This window comes from Mycobacterium sp. 1081908.1 (assembly GCF_001673535.1).
Lineage (GTDB): Bacteria > Actinomycetota > Actinomycetes > Mycobacteriales > Mycobacteriaceae > Mycobacterium.
Window position 1 is genome coordinate 128119 of the sequence record NZ_LZLY01000104.1, and the last position, 17518, is coordinate 145636.

General features: G+C 67.4%; 19 protein-coding genes. 10 read left to right on the top strand and 9 right to left on the bottom strand.

Translation table 11 applies throughout. From position 1 onward, the window contains the following. Window positions 1-16 precede the first annotated feature (16 nt). The 4 genes from A5655_RS17290 to A5655_RS17305 all read left to right on the top strand — a co-directional run bounded on the left by A5655_RS17290 (window position 17) and on the right by A5655_RS17305 (window position 2759). Complete coding sequence (locus tag A5655_RS17290) at window positions 17-925, top strand: RNA polymerase sigma-70 factor (RefSeq protein WP_067011945.1); 909 nt, start codon at window positions 17-19, stop codon at window positions 923-925. Window positions 926-929: 4 nt separating this feature from the next. Next, on the top strand, window positions 930-1733 hold the full coding sequence (locus A5655_RS17295; protein ID WP_067011947.1) for an SDR family oxidoreductase: 804 nt from the start codon (window positions 930-932) through the stop codon (window positions 1731-1733). Window positions 1734-1801: 68 nt separating this feature from the next. Further along, the gene (locus A5655_RS17300; protein WP_067012017.1) at window positions 1802-2236 is read left to right on the top strand and encodes a protease inhibitor I42 family protein; all 435 of its coding nucleotides are present in this window, start codon (window positions 1802-1804) and stop codon (window positions 2234-2236) included. A gap of 43 nt (window positions 2237-2279) precedes the next feature. After that, a complete protein-coding gene (locus tag A5655_RS17305) occupies window positions 2280-2759 on the top strand; it encodes a hypothetical protein (protein ID WP_067011948.1) in 480 nt (159 codons plus the stop codon). Here the strand turns inward: A5655_RS17305 and A5655_RS17310 are convergent. Together A5655_RS17310 and A5655_RS17315 are read right to left on the bottom strand one after the other, a co-directional pair. Then, entirely contained in the window at window positions 2756-3520 is a 765-nt protein-coding gene (locus A5655_RS17310; protein ID WP_067011950.1) for an SDR family oxidoreductase, read from the bottom strand. The two genes, A5655_RS17305 and A5655_RS17310, sit on opposite strands and share 4 nt — an antisense overlap. Before the next feature lie 2 nt (window positions 3521-3522). Further along, window positions 3523-3933: a DUF1707 domain-containing protein gene (locus A5655_RS17315; RefSeq protein WP_067011952.1), complete on the bottom strand. Its 411-nt coding sequence runs from the start codon at window positions 3931-3933 to the stop codon at window positions 3523-3525. Window positions 3934-3998: 65 nt separating this feature from the next. Here A5655_RS17315 and A5655_RS17320 point away from each other — a divergent pair, with 65 nt between their 5' ends. Continuing rightward, on the top strand, window positions 3999-4586 hold the full coding sequence (locus A5655_RS17320; RefSeq protein ID WP_067011953.1) for a TetR/AcrR family transcriptional regulator: 588 nt from the start codon (window positions 3999-4001) through the stop codon (window positions 4584-4586). On the opposite strand, the gene A5655_RS17325 is transcribed toward A5655_RS17320, so the two are convergent. Continuing rightward, window positions 4532-5827 carry an alpha/beta hydrolase gene (locus A5655_RS17325; RefSeq protein WP_067011955.1) on the bottom strand — a complete coding sequence of 432 codons (1296 nt, stop codon included), beginning with the start codon at window positions 5825-5827 and terminating at the stop codon, window positions 4532-4534. The two genes, A5655_RS17320 and A5655_RS17325, sit on opposite strands and share 55 nt — an antisense overlap. A gap of 38 nt (window positions 5828-5865) precedes the next feature. Between A5655_RS17325 and A5655_RS17330 the strand changes: the two genes are divergently transcribed. The 3 genes from A5655_RS17330 (at window position 5866) to A5655_RS17345 (ending at window position 8887) form a co-directional block, all read left to right on the top strand. Beyond that, entirely contained in the window at window positions 5866-6501 is a 636-nt protein-coding gene (locus A5655_RS17330; RefSeq protein ID WP_067011957.1) for a TIGR03085 family metal-binding protein, read from the top strand. Between the two features lie 428 nt (window positions 6502-6929). Next, entirely contained in the window at window positions 6930-7322 is a 393-nt protein-coding gene (locus tag A5655_RS17340; RefSeq protein ID WP_067012019.1) for a type II toxin-antitoxin system VapC family toxin, read from the top strand. A 74-nt stretch (window positions 7323-7396) separates the two neighbouring features. After that, entirely contained in the window at window positions 7397-8887 is a 1491-nt protein-coding gene (locus A5655_RS17345; RefSeq protein ID WP_067011959.1) for a serine/threonine-protein kinase, read from the top strand. A gap of 252 nt (window positions 8888-9139) precedes the next feature. Here the strand turns inward: A5655_RS17345 and A5655_RS17350 are convergent, their stop codons facing one another. Next, on the bottom strand, window positions 9140-10516 hold the full coding sequence (locus A5655_RS17350; protein ID WP_067011961.1) for an FAD-binding oxidoreductase: 1377 nt from the start codon (window positions 10514-10516) through the stop codon (window positions 9140-9142). Window positions 10517-10726: 210 nt separating this feature from the next. Beyond that, window positions 10727-10963, bottom strand: coding sequence for a DUF6400 family protein (locus tag A5655_RS17355; RefSeq protein ID WP_067011963.1), 237 nt, complete (start codon window positions 10961-10963; stop codon window positions 10727-10729). Between the two features lie 307 nt (window positions 10964-11270). Here A5655_RS17355 and A5655_RS29255 point away from each other — a divergent pair, with 307 nt between their 5' ends. Next, entirely contained in the window at window positions 11271-12668 is a 1398-nt protein-coding gene (locus tag A5655_RS29255; RefSeq protein ID WP_067011965.1) for a CehA/McbA family metallohydrolase, read from the top strand. 4 nt (window positions 12669-12672) lie between these two features. Here A5655_RS29255 and A5655_RS17365 read toward each other — a convergent pair whose 3' ends face one another. The 3 genes from A5655_RS17365 to A5655_RS27950 all read right to left on the bottom strand — a co-directional run bounded on the left by A5655_RS17365 (window position 12673) and on the right by A5655_RS27950 (window position 14740). Further along, a complete protein-coding gene (locus tag A5655_RS17365; protein WP_067011967.1) occupies window positions 12673-13437 on the bottom strand; it encodes a potassium channel family protein in 765 nt (254 codons plus the stop codon). Window positions 13438-13616: 179 nt separating this feature from the next. Next, entirely contained in the window at window positions 13617-13751 is a 135-nt protein-coding gene (locus tag A5655_RS29135) for a hypothetical protein (protein ID WP_255362007.1), read from the bottom strand. 506 nt (window positions 13752-14257) lie between these two features. Further along, window positions 14258-14740 (bottom strand): hypothetical protein, encoded by a 483-nt coding sequence (locus tag A5655_RS27950; protein WP_156764898.1) that lies wholly within the window; start codon window positions 14738-14740, stop codon window positions 14258-14260. 271 nt (window positions 14741-15011) lie between these two features. Between A5655_RS27950 and A5655_RS17370 the strand changes: the two genes are divergently transcribed. Then, window positions 15012-15995, top strand: a complete 984-nt coding sequence (locus A5655_RS17370; RefSeq protein WP_067011969.1) for a hypothetical protein — start codon at window positions 15012-15014, stop codon at window positions 15993-15995. Between the two features lie 170 nt (window positions 15996-16165). On the opposite strand, the gene A5655_RS17375 is transcribed toward A5655_RS17370, so the two are convergent. Further along, on the bottom strand, window positions 16166-17434 hold the full coding sequence (locus A5655_RS17375; RefSeq protein WP_067012021.1) for a cytochrome P450: 1269 nt from the start codon (window positions 17432-17434) through the stop codon (window positions 16166-16168). Between the last annotated feature and the right edge of the window lie 84 nt (window positions 17435-17518).

Genomic DNA, 17518 nt, shown 5'->3' on the forward strand with positions numbered 1-17518 from the left:
GTGGCAGTCTGGCAGGGTGACCGACGTCGCGCAGGATTTCGAGTCCCAGCGGCCGCGGCTGTTCTGGTTGGCGTACCGGCTGCTGGGGTCGGCGAGCGAGGCGGAAGACGCGGTGCAGGACGCGTACCTGCGCCTGCACGGCGCGGACGCGGAGGCCATCGAATCGCTGCCGGCCTGGCTGACCACGACCGTGACCAACCTGTGCCTCAACCGGCTCACGTCGGCCCGCGCCCGCCGGGAGGTCTACCCCGGACCGTGGCTGCCCGAGCCGGTGCTCACCGACGAGCGGACGCTCGGCCCGCTCGAGACCACCGAACAGCGCGAGTCGGTGTCCATCGCGCTGCTGAGCCTGATGGAGCGGCTCGGCCCGACCGAGCGCGCGGCGTTCGTCCTGCGAGAAGCGTTCGCCTACAGCCATTTTGAGATCGCCGAGATCCTGCAGACGTCGGAGGCCAACGCGCGGCAGCTGTACCGGCGGGCAAAGGAGCGGCTGGGTGAATCCCGGCGGCGGTTCCAACCGGACCGGCGGCAGTGGCGGCGCCTCGTCGACCGATTCTTCACCGCCGCCCGCGCCGGCGACGTGGACGGGCTCGTCGAGATCCTGACCGACGACGTGACGTCGACGGCCGACGGCGGCGGCAAGGTCGGCGCCGCCCGGCGCGTGATCTCGGGCCGCGACCGGATGGCCCACTACGTGGCGCGCGTGTTCGGCCGAAACCTGGCGCAGATGCCGATGCGTGTCGAGGTCGCCGAGGTCAACGGCGAGCCGGCGATGCTGGCGTTCGACGCCGACAGGCTGGCCGGCGTCCTGTGCTTCGACATCGCGGACGACCGGATCGCGGCCCTGCGGGTCATGGCCAATCCCGACAAATTGCGATTCCTGGCCGGGCAGCTGTCACATCCGGCGGGCCTGCCCGGTTCATAGGGGCATGGCGAATCGAATCCTGGTAACCGGCGGCACCGGAACCGTGGGGCGCGTCGTGGTCGACCGTCTGACCGCGGCGGGCAAGGAGGTCCGCGTACTGAGCCGCGGCCGGCGGCGGCACCAGCGCGCCGACGTCGAGCATGTCGTCGGCGACGTGCAATCCGGTGCGGGGCTCGACGCGGCGGTGGACGGCGTCGACGCGATCGTGCATTGCGTCTATCCCGCCGAGCAGCTGGTGGCGGCGGCGAAACGGGCGGGCACATCGCATCTGGTTTACGTCTCGATCGTCGGCATCGACCGCGTCCCATTTGCCCTCTACCGCATGATGCTCGCCAACGAACGCGCGATCGCCGAGTCGGGGGTGCCGTGGACGGTGCTGCGGGCCACCCAGTTTCACGATCTGATCGCGTTCCTGTTGCGCATGCTCGCCAAGCCGCCGGTGATGGCGCTGCCGTCGGGGCTGCGGTTCCAGCCGGTCGACGTGCGCGACGTCGGCGCCCGGTTGGCGGAATTGGCGCTCGGCGAGCCGATCGGGCGGGCGCCGGATTTCGCCGGCCCGCAGCCGCGCACGCTCGACGACCTCGCCCGCAGCTACCTGACGATCGCCGGCAAGCGCCGGCCGATCGTCCCGATTCGGTTGCCCGGCAAGGTGTCTGGTGGAATCCGCGCCGGCGGGCTGCTGGCCCCGGAGCACGCCGACGGCGCGATCACCTTCGAGCAGTACCTCCGTGAGCAGATCGCGTCCGGCGAACGACCCTATCGGGACGCCATTCGCGCGTACTTGCCACGGTTCCTTACGTTCGTCTAATAGCGTTCGCCCGCCGCGGGCCGGGCTGCCGACATAGGCTGCGGGTCATAATGGGGGCGATGACCGTCGTGAAGATCAGGCCTTTGGTGACCGTCGCGATCCTCGTTTCATCGACGTTGATGGGCTGCCATTTCGCGTCCCGCAACCCGCCGACCAGCCAGACCCTCGAGGTCGCGATGGGCGATGTGCTGAAGCAGAACACCATCACGCAGGACGTCACGCTGGGGGTCGGCAACACGTTGACCCTGAGGCTGGGCTCGAACTACACCACCCCGTACCGGTGGACGATCAACACCAAGATCGGCGATCCGACGATCGTGAAGCAAACCGGTCACGAGTTCGTGCAGCCGACCTCCGACGCGCTGGGGGCGCCGGGCACCGAGGTCTGGACGTTCGACGCCCTCAAGCCCGGGAAGACGACGATCACCACCGCGTACACGAGCATCGTCGGCAAGGACTCGAAAACGGCGTGCACTTACACGGCCAACGTCACGGTGCAGTAAACGTCCCTGGCAAACGCGTGCGCGCCCGGCTACGGTCTTGACTGTGTTTGGCTTCCTTCGCATTTGGTCCGAGATCGGCAAGCTGCCCGCGCCGCTGCGCGAAGAACTCGACGCCGAGGGCGTCATCTTCACCGCCGGCAGGGTCGGGGTGGGCCGGCACTTCAGCGGCCACGTGCCGGGCGTCTATTCCGCCACCGGCGTGGCGCGCTATGCGGGCGGGTTCGGGTTCAGCAAGGCGCGGATCGTGGCGCTGTTCCCGGTCCGCGCGGACGCCAACCTGCGGGCCATCGATTGCCCGTGGGACAGCGACAGGGGCCCGGCGCGGGCCACCATCGCCGAGAAGGGCCTAGCGATCGAAATCGACTTGCACGGAGTCGATCCCGCCTTTTCCGGCTCGATGAAACTGAACTACCGGAAAAAGATCCCCGCCGACGTGCTGGACAAGCTGCCCACCACGTCGCTGCGGTTTCCGGTCGACCCGGTCTTCGTGTACCGCGCTGCCGGGGTGCGGCCCAAGCCCTAGCGTCCGGCGGGCCGCAGCATCCGGCCGGCGACGCGCGCCGAGATCGAACTGGGTCCCAGGCGGGCGAAGGTGGACGTGAACCGATTGCGCCACCCGGGCACGACGACGGCGCGCCCCTTGTCCAGGGCCTTCAGCCCGGCGGCGACGACGGGTTCGGGCGCGGCGAGGCGCCGATAGACGGCGGTATGCGAGACGTCCTCGCCGAGCGCATCGACGAACCCGGTGCGGGTGGGGCCGGGGCAGAGCGCGGTCACGGTGACACCGGACTTTCGGGTCTCGGCCCACAGCGCCTGGCTGAGCGACAGCACGAACGCCTTCGACGCGCCGTAGGTGGCCTGGTACGGGCCGGGCTGAAAGGCGATGGTGGAGGCCACATTCAGGATGCCGCCGCGCCCGCGGGCCAGCATGCCGGGCAGCACGGCGTGGGTCAGCCGCACCAGCGCGTCGACGTTGACCGCGACCAGCTCGTGCTCCCGCTGGGCGTCGACGTCGGCGAACGGGCCGTAGGTGCCGAACCCGGCGTTGTTGACCAGGACGTCGACGTCTTTGTCGGCCAGGTGGGCGATGAGGTCGTCGGTGCCTTCGTCGGTCCCGAGGTCACCGACCACGAGTTCGGCGTGCTGGTTGATGCGTTGCGCCACCGCCTTGAGGCGGTTTTCGTCGCGACCCGCGAGCACGAGGCTGTGGCCGCGTTGTGCGAGTTGGTCGGCGAAGATTGCGCCCAGGCCGGAGCTGGCTCCCGTGATGACGGCGATAGACATTGCTAGACACCTTTTTTCGTGATCGGGCGGACGGCCAGGGCGTGGCTGACGAAGCCGACCGCCGTCCCGAGGATCGGCCAGATCGGCCAGAAGTATGTCACGCCCGTCGCCGCCCAGACGGTGAGAACGACCGTAGTCGTCACGAGGAATGCGGCGAGATGGATGCGCACGCTGGCGCGCGCCTTCCGCGCGGCGGCGGCGCGGCGGCGCGGGTCGGCGCGCCGGATGCGATCCAGCGGGAGGTCGGCGACGAGTTGCTTGAGCTCCCCGGTGGTCTGGGTCTGGAAGGCGGTCTGCAGCCGCCGGTCGTACTCATCGAGCTCCAGGTAGCCCTGCGCCAGCGCCTGGCCCAGGTTCGTCGCGGTCCTCTGCCGGTCGCGGTCGCCGGCGCGAGCGATGGTGGTGGTTGTCATGGGTCCTGTCCCTTCGTGGGGATGTGAATAGCATTAACATAGTACGGAATGTTAATGTCGTCAACATGGCACGTTCGAGCACCGCCGCGCGGCGCGACAGCTACCACCACGGTGACCTCAAAAGGGCCTTGACCAGCGCTGCGCTGTCGCTGGTGGCCGAGAAGGGGCCGAAGGGCTTCACGCTGACCGAGGCGGCGCGGCGCGCCGGCGTCAGCGCCGCGGCCCCGTACCGGCACTTCGCCGACAAGGCCGCGCTGCTGGCCACCGTCGCCGAACAGGGCTTCCGCGAGCTGCACGCGTCCCTTGTCGCGGTGCCGGAAATGGACCCGAAGGCCAGGGTGGTCGAGCTCGGGAGGACGTATGTGCGCTGGGCCGTCGCCCATCCGGACCACTACCGGGTGATGTTCGGCGCCGACATCGGCAAGGCGGACCATCCCGGTTTGGCGGTCGCCGGCGAGCAGGCGTTCGGCGAGCTCGTCGACGCGCTCACGGGGGTCGTCGACGGTCAGGACCCGCGGTCGGTGGCTGCGCCGCTGTGGTCACTGGTGCACGGCGTCGCGTCGCTCGCCATCGGCGGCGAGCTGAGGGCGGTGGGGATTCAGGAAGATCCGACGGCCATGGCGGCGGGGGTGGTGGCCCGAGTGCTCGCGTAGACCTCGGCGAGGAACTGCTCGACGGCGACGGCGGCGTGCACCGCGCGGGCCGAGCCGAAGATGTCGAAAGCGTGTTGGGTGTAAGGCAATTCGGCGTACACGACGGGCTGGGTGCTGACTTCGCGCAGCCTGCTGGTGAAGTCGCGGGCCTGCTCGACGAAGGCCAGCGAGTCGTTCTTGCCGTGCAGCACGAAAAACGGGGGAGCGTCGGGGTTTACGTGGTGGATCGGCGAGGCGGCCTTGAACGTCTCGAGGTGCGTCGAGGGCCGTTGCTTGATGATCGATTTGATGAGCAGCCCGGGCATCATCGCGTGCAGCGAGGCGTCGAGGCGGGTGAAGTCGTAGATCCCGTAGAACGGCACGGCCGCCTGCACCCGGGTGTCGGCTTCCTCGAATCCCGGTTGGAATTGCGGGTAGTTGGGCGTCAGCGCCGCCAGCGACGACAGGTGGCCGCCGGCCGAGCCGCCGGTGATGGCAACGAAGTCGGGGTCGCCGCCGTAGTCGGCGATGTGCTGCTTGACCCAGGCGAGGGCGCGTTTGACGTCGACGATGTGGGCGGGCCAGGTGTTGCGCGGGCTGTGCCGGTAGTTGATCGCCACGCAGATCCAGCCGAGCTCGGCGAGGTGGCTCATCAGCGGATGTGCTTGCCCCCGTTTGTTTCCCGTCGTCCACGCGCCGCCGGGGATCTGGAAGAGCACGGGCGCCTGGCCATTCGGGTCGAGGTCCGGGCGTCGCCAGATGTCCAGGTGGTTGGCGCTGCCGAATTCGCCGTAGCTGATGTTGGAGTCGTGGGCGTAGTCGCGGTAGATCCGCATCATGCGCAGCAGTCCCGGCGCCTTGGCGATGCCGGGCCCTTTGGGGCGGCGCCACAGGTCGGCCGAGTCGGTGCGCCTGCTCGGTCCCAGACCCTCGTCGAGCGCTTTGGACAGCGGCACGTTGGCCTGGTGACCGGCGCGACTGAAGTTCAGCAGGCCCGCCGCCGAGACGGCCGCCGTCAGCCAGGCGAGGATGCGCACCGGCCGGTTGAGCCGGCGCGCCGTCAGCGCCAGCCCACCGAGCTGGCTGGCCATCGTCTGCAGCGGCAACTCGGTGACGATCAGGCCGAACAACCACGAGAACAGCGACAGGTACCCCTTGCGCGCCAGCGGCCGGTAGGCGTTGAGGGTGGAGGTGGCCGTGACCGCCGTGACCACGAGGGACGCCGCTTGCCGGAGGTTGTGGACGAGTCGAGCCTTCTGCATGGCCTCACTGTAAAGAGGCGCCCGTAGACTTCCGCGTTGTGGTGCTAGATGCCGCCGAGCGCCGTTCGCTGTGCGATCTCTTCGACGAGCTCGGGCCGTCCGTTCCCACCCTGCTCGACGGGTGGACTGCCCACGATCTGGCCGCTCACCTGGTGTTGCGCGAGCACGATGTCGTGGCCGGCCCGTGCATGGTCCTGCCCGGGCCGTTCGAACGGTTTGCCGAGCGGCGTCGCGCCGCGTTGGCGGCGCGCTCGGACTTCGCGGGGCTGGTCGCGCGGTTCCGGTCCGGCCCGCCGGTTGGGTTCTTTCGCCTGAAGTGGGTGCGCGAGATGGCGAACCTCAACGAGTGCTTCGTCCATCAGGAGGACGTGCGCCGGGCCAATGGGCTGGGGGTTCGGAGGCTTGGGCCCGAGCTGGATGCCGGGCTGTGGCGAAACGTGCGCCGTGGGGGTCGGTTTCTGAGCCGTCGGCTTCGGGGATGCGGGCTCGAGGTCGAGTGGGCCGGTCGCGGCGAGCGGGTGACGGTTCGATCCGGTGCGCCCTCGGCGTTGCTCAGTGGGCCGCCGGGGGAGTTGCTTCTCTATTTGTTCGGCCGCCAGGACGCCGCCCACGTCGAGGTGAGCGGGCCGTCCGAGGCCGTTGCGGCCGTCCGTCGCACCCACTTTGGGATGTGAACGGGCCGCCGAGTCACATTGGCCACATGCGTCCCTGGAAAGAGGCGGCACCCTTTCTGCCCACCTCATAGCGACAAGCCTCCGCCGGGCCGCGGGCGGGTCTTCACAGTCGCTGTGAGGCGGGCACGTTGCCGTGTCCCTCCGTTCTTGTGACGCATGGGATCTGGGGTCAGCGCTTGTATTTTGGCGCCATTGGCGCCAAAATGGCGCCATGCCTAGCGTGCAGATTAAGGACGTTCCGGAGGACACCCACCGAGTTCTGCGTGAGCGGGCCGCCCGCGCGCATCAGTCCCTGCAGGAATACCTTCGGAGCCGTCTGATCGCAGAGGCGGGCCAGCCCACTCTGGACGAGGTTTTGGACCGCGTCGCCGGTCACCGTGGGGGCGGGGTTTCCTTCAAGGGAGCAGTTGAGCACATCCGGGCGGAACGTGATCGTCGTTGATGCCAGCGTATTGGCGGTAGCGCTCGGCGGTGACGGCACGGATGGCCGGAACGCGAGGGTGCGGTTGGCGGGCGAGACGTTGGTCGCTCCAGAGCTGGTCGACGTCGAGGTGATCTCGGTGTGGCGTCGCCATGTCGCCGCGAAACTGATGCCTGCTCGAAGAGCCGCAAGTGCGCTGGCGGACTTGGCGGATCTTCCGCTACGTCGGTCGTCGCATCAGCCGTTGCTCGACCGCATCTGGGAACTGCGCCATGTTGTTACGCCTTATGACGCCGCATACATTGCGCTCGCCAAGGTCTTGGGGGTCGCCCTCCTCACCGCTGATACCCGCCTTTCACGTGCTTCGGGCGTGCATTGCGAGATCGAGATCGTCCGCTGACACCGCGTTATCCGCACCCCTGATGCGGGAATCCTGGTGCAGGCCAGTCGTCGAACCAGCGAAAGGACGTCCAATTGTTTACGGCGCATCGCCGCTCGCGGGTTGGCACCCGGTTCGGGCCCTACGAGCTGCGGTCACTGGTCGGCGCGGGCGGGATGGGCGAGGTGTACCGGGCCTACGACACGAACAAGGGTCGGATGGTCGCGCTCAAGCTCTTGCGGCCCGAGATGGCGGCGGACCCGGGTTTCCAGCAGCGCTTTCGGCGAGAGTCCCAGCTGGCGGCGCGCTTGCAGGAACCGCACGTCATCCCGGTGCACGATTTCGGTGAAATCGACGGGGTGCTGTTCATCGACATGCGCCTGGTCGACGGCGGCAGCCTGAAAGATCTGCTTCGGGAGCGGGGCGCGCTCGACCCCGGGCAGGCGGCGGCGATCACGGCACAGGTGGCGTCCGCGCTGGACGCGGCCCACGCCGAGGGCCTGGTGCACCGCGACGTAAAGCCGGAGAACGTGCTGCTCACCCGCGACAACTTCGCGTACCTGGTCGACTTCGGCCTCGCTCAGGCGCACGGGGATCCGAGCCTGACGGCGGGCGGACCGCTCATCGGGTCGTGCGCCTACATGGCGCCCGAACGGTTCAACGGCGGCCCGGTGGGACCGCAGACCGACGTCTACTCGCTGGCGTGTGTGCTCTACGAGTGCCTTACGGGGCAAGCGCCGTTCGAGGGCGCGGAAATCCCGCAGCTGATCAGCGCGCACCTGCTCATGCCCCCGCCCCGGCCGAGCATCATGCGCCGGGGGATCGACAAGGCGCTCGACGCCGTCATCGCCCGGGGGATGGCCAAGGATCCCGCCGCGCGGTTCTCCTCCGCGGGGGAACTGGCCAGGGCGGCTTTCGGGCTGACGCCGGCGACCCCGCAGCCGGCGCCGCCACCGCCTCCGCCCGAGGCGCCTCCGAGCGCGCCGTCACGCACCCGGGCGTTCTCGACCGTCTACCCAAACCCGGACGACACCGGTTACAGCCCGTATCCGCCGCCCGCGCCGGGGCCGCAGCGGCCGGGCCGCCCCGCGCTCGGCCGGGCGCCCGTCGTCGTGGCCGGGGCGGCGGTGGCGCTGTTGGTTGTCGCGGCGGTCATCGCGGCGACGTTGGTGGTCTTCGGCGGCACGCGCAACGGTGCATCGCCTCATACGGCGGCGCCCCCGACCGCGTCGACGACGAAGACGCCGTCGCTGTCACAGCCCGTCCAGGGCGCCGACGGGCTGGGCTTCGTCGGTGAGACGGCGCGGTGCGACCCGGGCAGTCCGCCGGCCCTGGTGGTGCGGACAGCCCAGTCGCTCGCGGTGGTGTGCCAAACCGCGCCCGGCAGTTTCTACTACCGGGGCGAGCGCATCCGCGACGGCGCCCACATCGAGCTGACCGACGCGGTGCGTTCTTCCGACGGGTTCGACGTCACCAATCCGGAAAACGGGGTTCGCTACGAGGTGCGTCCGGAACGGCTTCGGATCATCAGTAATGGTCATGTCGACTCGTCGGAGCCGGTGCTGCAATACGCGTCGGCCGGGTAAGTCACACTGACCACACTGACCACACTGGCCTCTGGCCGAGGAGGCACCCTTCGTGCCCGCCTCATAGCGACAATCTCAGATGCGACGGCGAGGGCGTCCGTCGTTGTCGCTGTGAGGCGGGCACATTGCCATACCCCTGACTTCTTGTGACGCATGGGATTTGAAGTCGGCCCGCGATCGCACGTTGGCGAAAACGCCCCGGTGGGCACCACCGGGTTCCCCGGCCTCGCCGTCACCGTGGTGGCCGGGTTTCTAGCCGCCGAAGAGCACGTCGGGGTTGAGGATGCCCGCCGGGTCGAAGCTCTGCTTGATGCGGCGCATGAGGTCGACCTTGACCGGGTCCTCGAGCTGGAGAAAGTACGGTGTCTTGGCGCGGCCGAGGCCGTGCTCGCCGGAGATCGCGCCGCCCAATTCCATTGCGAGCGCCAGGATGTCGGTCATCAGCTGCTTCTTCTTGGCCGGGTCTTTGCAGATGATGGCCAGGTGCACGTTGCCGTCACCCGCGTGCCCGCAGCCGGCCGCCGCGCCGCCGGCCGTCGCCGCCAGTTCGCGCGCGGCGGCGAGGAACTTCGGCATCGCCGAGCGCGGCACCACGGTGTCGACGATGTCGTCGGCGCCGATCGCCTTGGCCGTCCAGAACGCCTTCTCGCGCGCCTCGATCAGCTTGCGCGCCGAAACCCCTTCCAGCACATAGGCGTCGACGGCGCCCAGCTCGACCACCAGCTCCCCGGCCCGCTCGACGTCCTCGTCCAGTCGTTCTGCGGTCCGGTTCTCAAGCGCCACAACGAGATACGCCTGGCAGCTGTCGCGCACTTGGTCCGGAATGCCCAGCTCCAGGTTCTGGGTGTGAATGAGCGCGGCCATCGTCATGTTGTCGATGTATTCGAGGATGTAGGGCGCCAGACCGCTGGCGAGGACCCTGGGCACGGCCTCCATGACCTGGTCGAAGTCGGCGAACGGCGCGAGCACCGTCGCGGCGTGGTCGAGGCGCGGGTGCAGCTTGACGATCACCTCGGTGGCCAGGGCTAGGGTGCCCTCGGAGCCGACGATGAGCTGGGTCAGGTCGTAGCCGGTGGAGACCTTGGCGATCTTGCCGCCGGTGTGGATGATCTCGCCGGTCGGCAGCACCGCCTGCAGCCCGAGCACGTTGTGGCGGGCGATGCCGTACTTGACCGCGCGCATGCCGCCGGCGTTGGTGCCGACGTTGCCGCCGACGCTGGAGGACAGCTCGCCCGGCTGCACCATGTAGCTCAGCCCGGAGTCGACGGTCGCGGCGTCCAGCTCGGTCAGCGTCACGCCGGGCTGGACGACGGCGACCTGGTTGACGGTGTCGACCTCGAGGATCGCGTTCATCCGCTCGAACGAGATCAGCAGGCCGTCCTCACGCGGGATCGCGGCGCCGGACAGGCCGCTGCCGGATCCGCGGGCCGTCACCGGGATCTTGTTCTCGCTCGCGGCCTTGAGCAGTTGCGAAACCTCTTCCGCCGTAGCCGGTTTCGCGACGAAAGCCGGCTTCTGCGGCGCCGACGTCAACACCTCGTCGTGCCAATAGTCCTCGGGGATCGCGTCGCCGGTCAGCAGGTTGTGCTCGCCGACGATTTCCGAAAACCGCGCCGTGATATCGATCATCGACTCACTTTAATCGCCGGCTATCGGGTATCGGCGCTCCAGAGATGGCCGCAGGTCGGGCACTGCAGGTGCACGACCCAGGCCCGGTTGCTCAGCAGGTACTGCCAGTGGTTCGTGCAGTTGCGGGGGCCGCGGCAGTCGTCGCAGTGCCTGCCGTGATCGCATTGCGGGCAGGGGAGCCAGGCGCGTCGGCCGCGGTCGGCGTGGGGATCAATCGGTAACACGGTTCGCGGTCCGATCCGGCAGCACTCCCGCGCTGACAAGCTCGTCGTAGATCCGCTGCTGGTCGTCGTCCAGCCCGCTGTACAGCATGTCCCAGGCGCGCTCTTCTTCCGCGAGCACCTCGACGGGATCCCAGTCGCCGCCGATCGCTTCGAGAACGGCGGCGCGCCGACGCGCTTCGTCCAGCGTCAGGTCATATGCGAAATCGCCCGGCGTTTTGGACATGGATCTCCCACGGGTTGGAATTGTGATTCCGGCGCTGGCACCGGCGCACCGGCTGATCGCAGCCGGGAGGTTTCGCAGAGACTAACCGAGCGTGGCGGGTCCGGAAACTTGAACGCGGGCCAGGTCACACGCGTTCGCGTCGCCAGTGCCGTCGCTGCTGGGCGTTTCCGGCGGCGCTGTGCACAACATCACACTCGCGACGGCTCATGAACGCGACAGTGGCCCGACGAATGCTGTTCGTGTCGTCGTAAGCGTTCCAACCCCTTGGTGCCGAATCCTGGCGGTGTACCGAAAGGGGAGGGCGGCCGTGAGCATCGCGATTGAGCGGCGAGAGGCCCAGGCGATCCATCTGTCGTTTTCGGGGCGGTTCGGCTTCGGGATCGACCAGTGGGCGTACCTGCCGTTCGAGGTTCCGTTGGGGGTTCAGCGAATTCGGGTCAGCACGTCGCACGACCGATTCGCGGTGGGCGGACCAATCCGAAACGTGTTGGATCTGGGCATGTTTGGGCCGGCGGGGCACGAGCTGGGCAATGCGGCCGGATTCCGGGGATGGTCCGGCGGGGCGCGGGACGGCTTCGTGATTTCCGCCAGTCACGCCACGCCGGGCTACCTTGCGGGCCGCATCGAGCCCGGTCTGTGGGCGGTCGCCCTCGGTCCGGTGGTCCTGAGCCCGTGGGGAATGGCCTGGGAGGCGCGCGTCACGCTGGAACGCGGGCAGTCCGGTCCGGAAAGCGCTCCCGTCGTCGCGTATCCGGCCCCGTCCGTCGGGCGGGCGGGTTGGTATCGCGGGGACCTGCACCTGCACACCGTCCATTCCGACGGCCAGCGCCACCCCGGCGAGCTGGTGGCGGCCGCCCGCGAGAGCGGCCTGGACTTCATCGTCTCCACCGACCACAACACCAACTCCGCCAACCGGGTGTGGCCGGCGTGCCGCACCGGCGGGTTGCTGGTGATCCCCGGCGAGGAGGTCACCACCCGGCACGGGCACTGGCTGGCCGTCGGGCTGCCGCCGGGTGGCTGGGTCGACTGGCGGTACGCGCCGCGTGACGGGGTGTTCCCGCGCTTCGCGTCCGAAGTCCGGGACGGCGGCGGGCTCGTCATCGCCGCGCATCCCGCCGCGCCGGTGCCGGGGTCGTTGTGGGAGTTCGGTTTTGACCACGTCGACGGGCTCGAGGTGTGGAACGGCCGGTGGAACCTCGACGACGAAGTGTCGCTGCGCATTTGGCAGCGGCTGCTGTGCGAGGGTCGGCGCGTGGTGGCGGTCGGGGGCAGTGACTCCCATGCTCGTCAGCAGCCGGTCGGTTCGCCGCAGACCGTCGTTTATGCGCGGGAGCTGTCGGCGCCGGCTGTGGTCGACGGGGTGCGTCGCGGCCGTTCGTACATCGCCCGATCACGTGGTGTGACAGTGGAACTCACTGCGTCGTGTGCGGGCCGGGGCGCGGGTATGGGCGAGACGCTGCCGGTTTCGCCCGACGCTCCGGTGACCGTCACCGCCATGGTTACCGGGGCCGCCGGGACGACTGCTTCGCTGATCACCGCGGAGGGGTGCGTCGGCCGGGCGGCGGTGACCGGGCCGGCGCGGACCATGCTGCGCTGGGAGATCGACGCCGCGTCGGCGCGCTTCGCGCGGCTGGAGATCCGCGAGGCGCAGCGCCGCCCGCTGGGTGCGATGGTCGCGTTGACGAATCCGGTGTGGCTGGCCTGAAGAGTTAGCGTTTTGTCGCGGCGCGTTGCGAGCCGGCGGCGACCGGTTCCGGGGAAGTGTCGGTCAACAACTTCGTGAGTTGCGCGATCTGCGAGCGCAGCTCGTCGATTTGCGCGGCGGTTGCGGCTTGCTTTGTAGTGTCCTCGTCGGCGACACGATGGACGATCCAGGACGCCACCGTCGCGGTGATCATGCCGATGAGACTCATACCGCCGATCATGAGCATCACTGCAACCAGCCGGCCTTGCGTGGTCACCGGGTAGAAGTCGCCGTATCCGACGGTCGTGATCGTGGTGATCGACCACCACACCGCGTCGCCGAAGTTTCTGATGTGGGCGCTTGGCTCGGAACGTTCGGCCTGAAGAACGGCGAGCGATGCCGCGTACACGAGAAGCACGGCGGTGGTCGCGGTGTAGACGACGATGCGCCCGCGTACGGCATCACCAAACGCCTTTTGCAATGCCGCGACGATGACCACCAACCTCAGCAACCGGAGCGGCCGCAGGAATGGGACAGCGACGATCACGAAATCCAATATGTGTCGGACGAACCACCGCCCTCGCTGGGGAGCAAGCGTGAGCCGAATGAAGTAGTCAACGGAAAATCCTGCCCACAGCGCCCACAGGATCACGTTGAGCGCGAACATCGGGAGTCCACCCGGATTAACGAGCACCTTGACGGAGAAGGTGACCAGGAAGACGACAGCAATGCCGGCAAGTGGCCATTCGGTGCGGCGTTCCCAGCGTTCCAGCGTCGATCGTGAACTCATGACGACATCCCCCCAACCTCCCCGTTGATGACGTTCGTGGATAGCGTGCCCGATTCGTCGACTGGAGCGTATGCGCCTAAGGGAGTTTGATCACACCCGGAGTTGTGAGAATTCGTGTTTTGGGTTGGCCTGCGAGGTCGAGATGAAGGACCGCTGTCCGGTCCTGGCGGCCGGCTAGCTCAGTTTCGCTCTCGGGTGAACGTGACCGGCAGCTTGCCCAGGACGGTCATGCTGGGGTTGCCGAGGTATTGGTGGACGTTCTCGACGCCGACCTGTGCACCGCGTGGGCGAGTTCGGTTAAACCTCAACGTCATTGTGTTGACAGCGTGCTGCCGGGCCGACGACCGCTCTGCGCGTCAAGCCTTGCACGGGGGTTTCGGGGGCCAGCCAGGCCCGTAATAGCAGTCCATAGGTCCCTGTACCACTTCGCCGATCGGCAAACTCGGGTCGTCTATCCGGGGATTGTGCCAGTCGTGGCACGCGGTCATATCCCAATCCCCGACGACATGTCCGGGTAGGGGTTGCCCTGGACACCAACAGCTGGGTTGTGTGCAACCGGGAGGGTAGGCCTCGGCGATGCCTGCGGATAGACCCAGACCGGCCACCGCGACGCCGCCCGACAGCAGCGTCCGGGCAATGATCCGCGTCAGGAGGTGAGAGGTGTTCATGGCCGGTTCCCTTCGCTTCTCCCATCCAGGGCCACGCCGCTAATTTGCCACAGAGCGCTTGCGAAATTCTTGCGTTCGCTTGACTACCGATCCGCTGCGGGCGGTCGTCCAGTTCCCGTCGACACCATCGGGATCGTCGTCATCTCAGCGGGTCACGGGGTCAAGGGTGCTGGGGGCTCGTAATCCCAAGGGTCGCCCGGTGAGCGCCGTCGGCGGCGGACAGCGGCGATCAGCACGACAACGGCCAAAGCGCAACCCACCCCGAGGTAAATGGGCGGAATCAACCAGGCGTCCGCGACCGCCTCACGGCCCCGAATGTGGACGTCGATGTCATGACCGATGTCGCTGAACTTCGCACCCGAAATATGCATCGACGTTTCGTATGTGCGGGGCGTGTTTGCAATCGCGCCGAAACAGCTGTCGCGGTCAGGTTTCCACGGAAAGGGCATCGGTTGTCGAACGCTACGAGTGGACCGATGGTGCTGGCATTCAAGGACTGTCATTCGAGCCGCAAGGCCGGAATGCTGTGCCCACAAGTTAATCCCCCCGTAGCCAATCAGCGCGAGCGATAGCAACGACAAAATAATGAGAACGCCCAGGCCGAGGCGGCCCCGACGTCGGCTGCTCTTTGCCATCGTGATCCTCCTAAACGGTCGTCGCTGACATCGGCTGTGTTGCTGGTGGATAATTGGACGCTAGCGTCCAGCCAACTCTGACACGGTTAAACGTGAGGTTCGGGGGAACCGGTGGAAATCCACATAAGGGGCACCGCGCTTTTGCTAGGTTTTGACACCTACGCGCCGGGCAAAGGCTGCCCATGACCGGTTTGTTGTGTCCGTCCGTCGCCGCCGGGATCGCCATCGCCATGGTCGGCTTCCGGCCGGCCTTGGCGTTCTTGGAGTCGACGTGACGCTGCGAGACTACGAGCAACGGTATGTGCCAGAGCTGCAGGCGGCGCTCGGCGAGCCCATCCTGCGCGCCGTCCCGTTAAACGGCGCGGGCGTGGCGGCCCGAACGTCTTCTCTCGCCCGCAGCGCGATGTTTTGGCGGCCGTACCTGCTGGTCGACGGACGGCCGTACACCCGACTGCCGTTCGCGACGTTCCTCACCCTGACACCGACCCGCGTCGTGCTTTTCGAGACGAAAAGAACCATGCGCGGCTCCGCGCCCCTGCTCGACGCTCCCGTCCTCACCCTGCAGCGAGACGACGCCGACATAACGGCAACCCAAGGCCATGACCAGGGGAGATCCGTGTGGAGGTATCGCCTGCGGTCCCGCGCTTCGACGGCAGAACTGGAACTGGAGCTGCGGCCCTTCGGAGGTATCGCGGCTGAGTTGGCCGGCCAGCTGCGCGACTTCTGCGCCCCGACGGCCCCTTCGCCGCCGCGAGCGGTGCAGCTTCCTCCCGGTTCGGGCCGCGGCCAGTTTTACTGGGACGGTCACGGTTGGAGTCCCCGGCCGCGGCATCGGATCCGGTTCGCGCCGTGGATGGCCGTCGCCGGCGTCTTGGTGGTGGTCGCGGTGGCCTACTCCATCATCATGAAGGCCGTCCTTGGACATGGCAGCCACACCACGTGGACACCGCCCCCTACGACACCCGCCTCTACGACATCCGTCCAGCCCATGGGCCCGCTGATCTGCAAGCACACCGACCCCGCAGGTGCTCCGTACTACGTGCAGTTGATCAACTCGACCGAGTCACCCGGCACGTGCACCGGCCAGCCCTTCACGCAAGAGGAATTTCAAGCGATCCATGGACTTACGTTGCAATGCGTGCTTGACAGTGACGTCGCGATTTCACAAATGCATGGGATCGCGTCGATCTTTAGCGACGACTCGCAGAGCAGCATCAACGCCGCGAAGCTGGTCTGCACAAGTAACGGGCACTGAGAAAACGCTGACCCGCCACTATGTTGCTGGCGGTACACCGCATTCCTTCGTCATCCACCGGGGCGTCGGTGGAAAATCAGAACTGGCCCTTCACCTTTCGACGCAAGCTCGGGACTGTCAAGCTAACGGTGTAACTAGTTTGTCGTAGCCCGATGCAACGGGTTCGGCGGTTACCACGGGCGTGGAGTGGCCCGGCTCTGTTCGGGGGTGAAGGTGACCGGCAGCTTGCCCAGGCCGGTCATGCTCGGGTTGCCCAGGTATTGGTGGACGTTTGCGACGTCGACTTGGTAGTCGGGGATGCGGTCGAGGACGGCCTTGACCATCACCTCGGACATCAGGCGCGCCAGGTGCGAGCCGATGCAGCGGTGCGGCCCGAGCCCAAAGGCGAGGTGGCGGTTGGGTGTTCGGTCGAGGATGATCTCGTCGGGCCGGTCGAACTCTTTTTCGTCGTGGTTGGCGGAGAGCCAGCTGATGACGACGCGGTCGTTCTTTCTCAGGCGTTGGCCGTTGAGCTCGACGTCTTTCGTGACGGTGCGGCTCAGGGTTTGGTTGACCGAGAAGTAGCGCAGGAATTCGTCGGTGGCGGTGCGGTAGAGCTCGGGGTGGTCGAGGAGTTGTCGCCGCAGCTGCGGGTGGGTGCCCAGGTGCAGCAGGGTGAGCGCGGTCTGCGAGGTGGTGGTGTCCACGCCGCCGGCGATGAGGTTCCAGAGGATGTTGAGCAGCTGTTCGTCGGTGAGGCGCTGGCCGTCGAATTCGAACCGGATGAGGAAGCTGGTCAGGTCGTCTTCGGGTTTGGTTCTTCTGGTGGCCGCGTAGTCGAGGACTTCTTGCATCATGGCGGGGACTTGGGAGATGGCGTCGAGGTACTCGGGGCGGTCCTGGGGGATGGCCATGACGGAGTGGAAGAGGTTGGCGTAGAGGTGCCAGTTGTCGTAGGGCAGGCCCATCAACTTCATGGTGAGGATGGCCGGGACCGGGCTGGCGTAGTCGAGCACGAGGTCCATCTGTCCGTCGGCGATTTTTTGGTCGAGGAACCAGTGCGCCGATTGCTCCATGAACGGCTTTAGTTTCTGGACGGCGCCGGGGGAGAGGAACGGCGCGAGGGCGTGCCGTAGGGCGAGGTGGTAGGGGCCGTCGATCTCGCCGATGCCCAGGGCCGGTTGGCCTTCGGGGCGCGGGACGCCCATCTCGCCCTGGTAGTCGACGCCATCGTCGGCGTTGGGTTCGTATTTGTGGGCGAAGGTGTCGCCGTCTCTTGCCGCCTGGCTCACCGCGTCGTAGCTGCTGAGGAACCAGAATCCGTCGTAGTTGCTGTTCCAGGCGACTGGGCACTTGTGCCGCAGCTCGGCGTTGATGGCCAGTTCGTTGAGGTTGTAATCGTCGGAGTGGTGGTCGAAGTGGACGACTGCGTCGGCGCTGACGTCGGGACGGGTTGTCATCTGGAAGTCCTCCACCGCGACGAGAGCTCGGCTATTTACACTATCTTTGCATTATTACGCTCGTGGGTTCCGCCGAGAAAGGCC

What these genes read in the sequence shown, in the direction of transcription:
- A5655_RS17325 (WP_067011955.1), bottom strand. Translation starts at nt 5,827, where the DNA reads ATGCAGAAGGCTCGACTCGTCCACAACCTCCGGCAAGCGGCGTCCCTC.
- A5655_RS17310 (WP_067011950.1), bottom strand. Translation starts at nt 3,520, where the DNA reads ATGTCTATCGCCGTCATCACGGGAGCCAGCTCCGGCCTGGGCGCAATC.
- A5655_RS17375 (WP_067012021.1), bottom strand. Translation starts at nt 17,434, where the DNA reads ATGACAACCCGTCCCGACGTCAGCGCCGACGCAGTCGTCCACTTCGAC.
- A5655_RS17350 (WP_067011961.1), bottom strand. Translation starts at nt 10,516, where the DNA reads ATGATCGATATCACGGCGCGGTTTTCGGAAATCGTCGGCGAGCACAAC.
- A5655_RS17365 (WP_067011967.1), bottom strand. Translation starts at nt 13,437, where the DNA reads ATGAGTTCACGATCGACGCTGGAACGCTGGGAACGCCGCACCGAATGG.
- A5655_RS29135 (WP_255362007.1), bottom strand. Translation starts at nt 13,751, where the DNA reads ATGACGTTGAGGTTTAACCGAACTCGCCCACGCGGTGCACAGGTCGGC.
- A5655_RS27950 (WP_156764898.1), bottom strand. Translation starts at nt 14,740, where the DNA reads ATGGCAAAGAGCAGCCGACGTCGGGGCCGCCTCGGCCTGGGCGTTCTC.
- A5655_RS17320 (WP_067011953.1), top strand. Translation starts at nt 3,999, where the DNA reads ATGGCACGTTCGAGCACCGCCGCGCGGCGCGACAGCTACCACCACGGT.
- A5655_RS17295 (WP_067011947.1), top strand. Translation starts at nt 930, where the DNA reads ATGGCGAATCGAATCCTGGTAACCGGCGGCACCGGAACCGTGGGGCGC.
- A5655_RS17355 (WP_067011963.1), bottom strand. Translation starts at nt 10,963, where the DNA reads ATGTCCAAAACGCCGGGCGATTTCGCATATGACCTGACGCTGGACGAA.
- A5655_RS17315 (WP_067011952.1), bottom strand. Translation starts at nt 3,933, where the DNA reads ATGACAACCACCACCATCGCTCGCGCCGGCGACCGCGACCGGCAGAGG.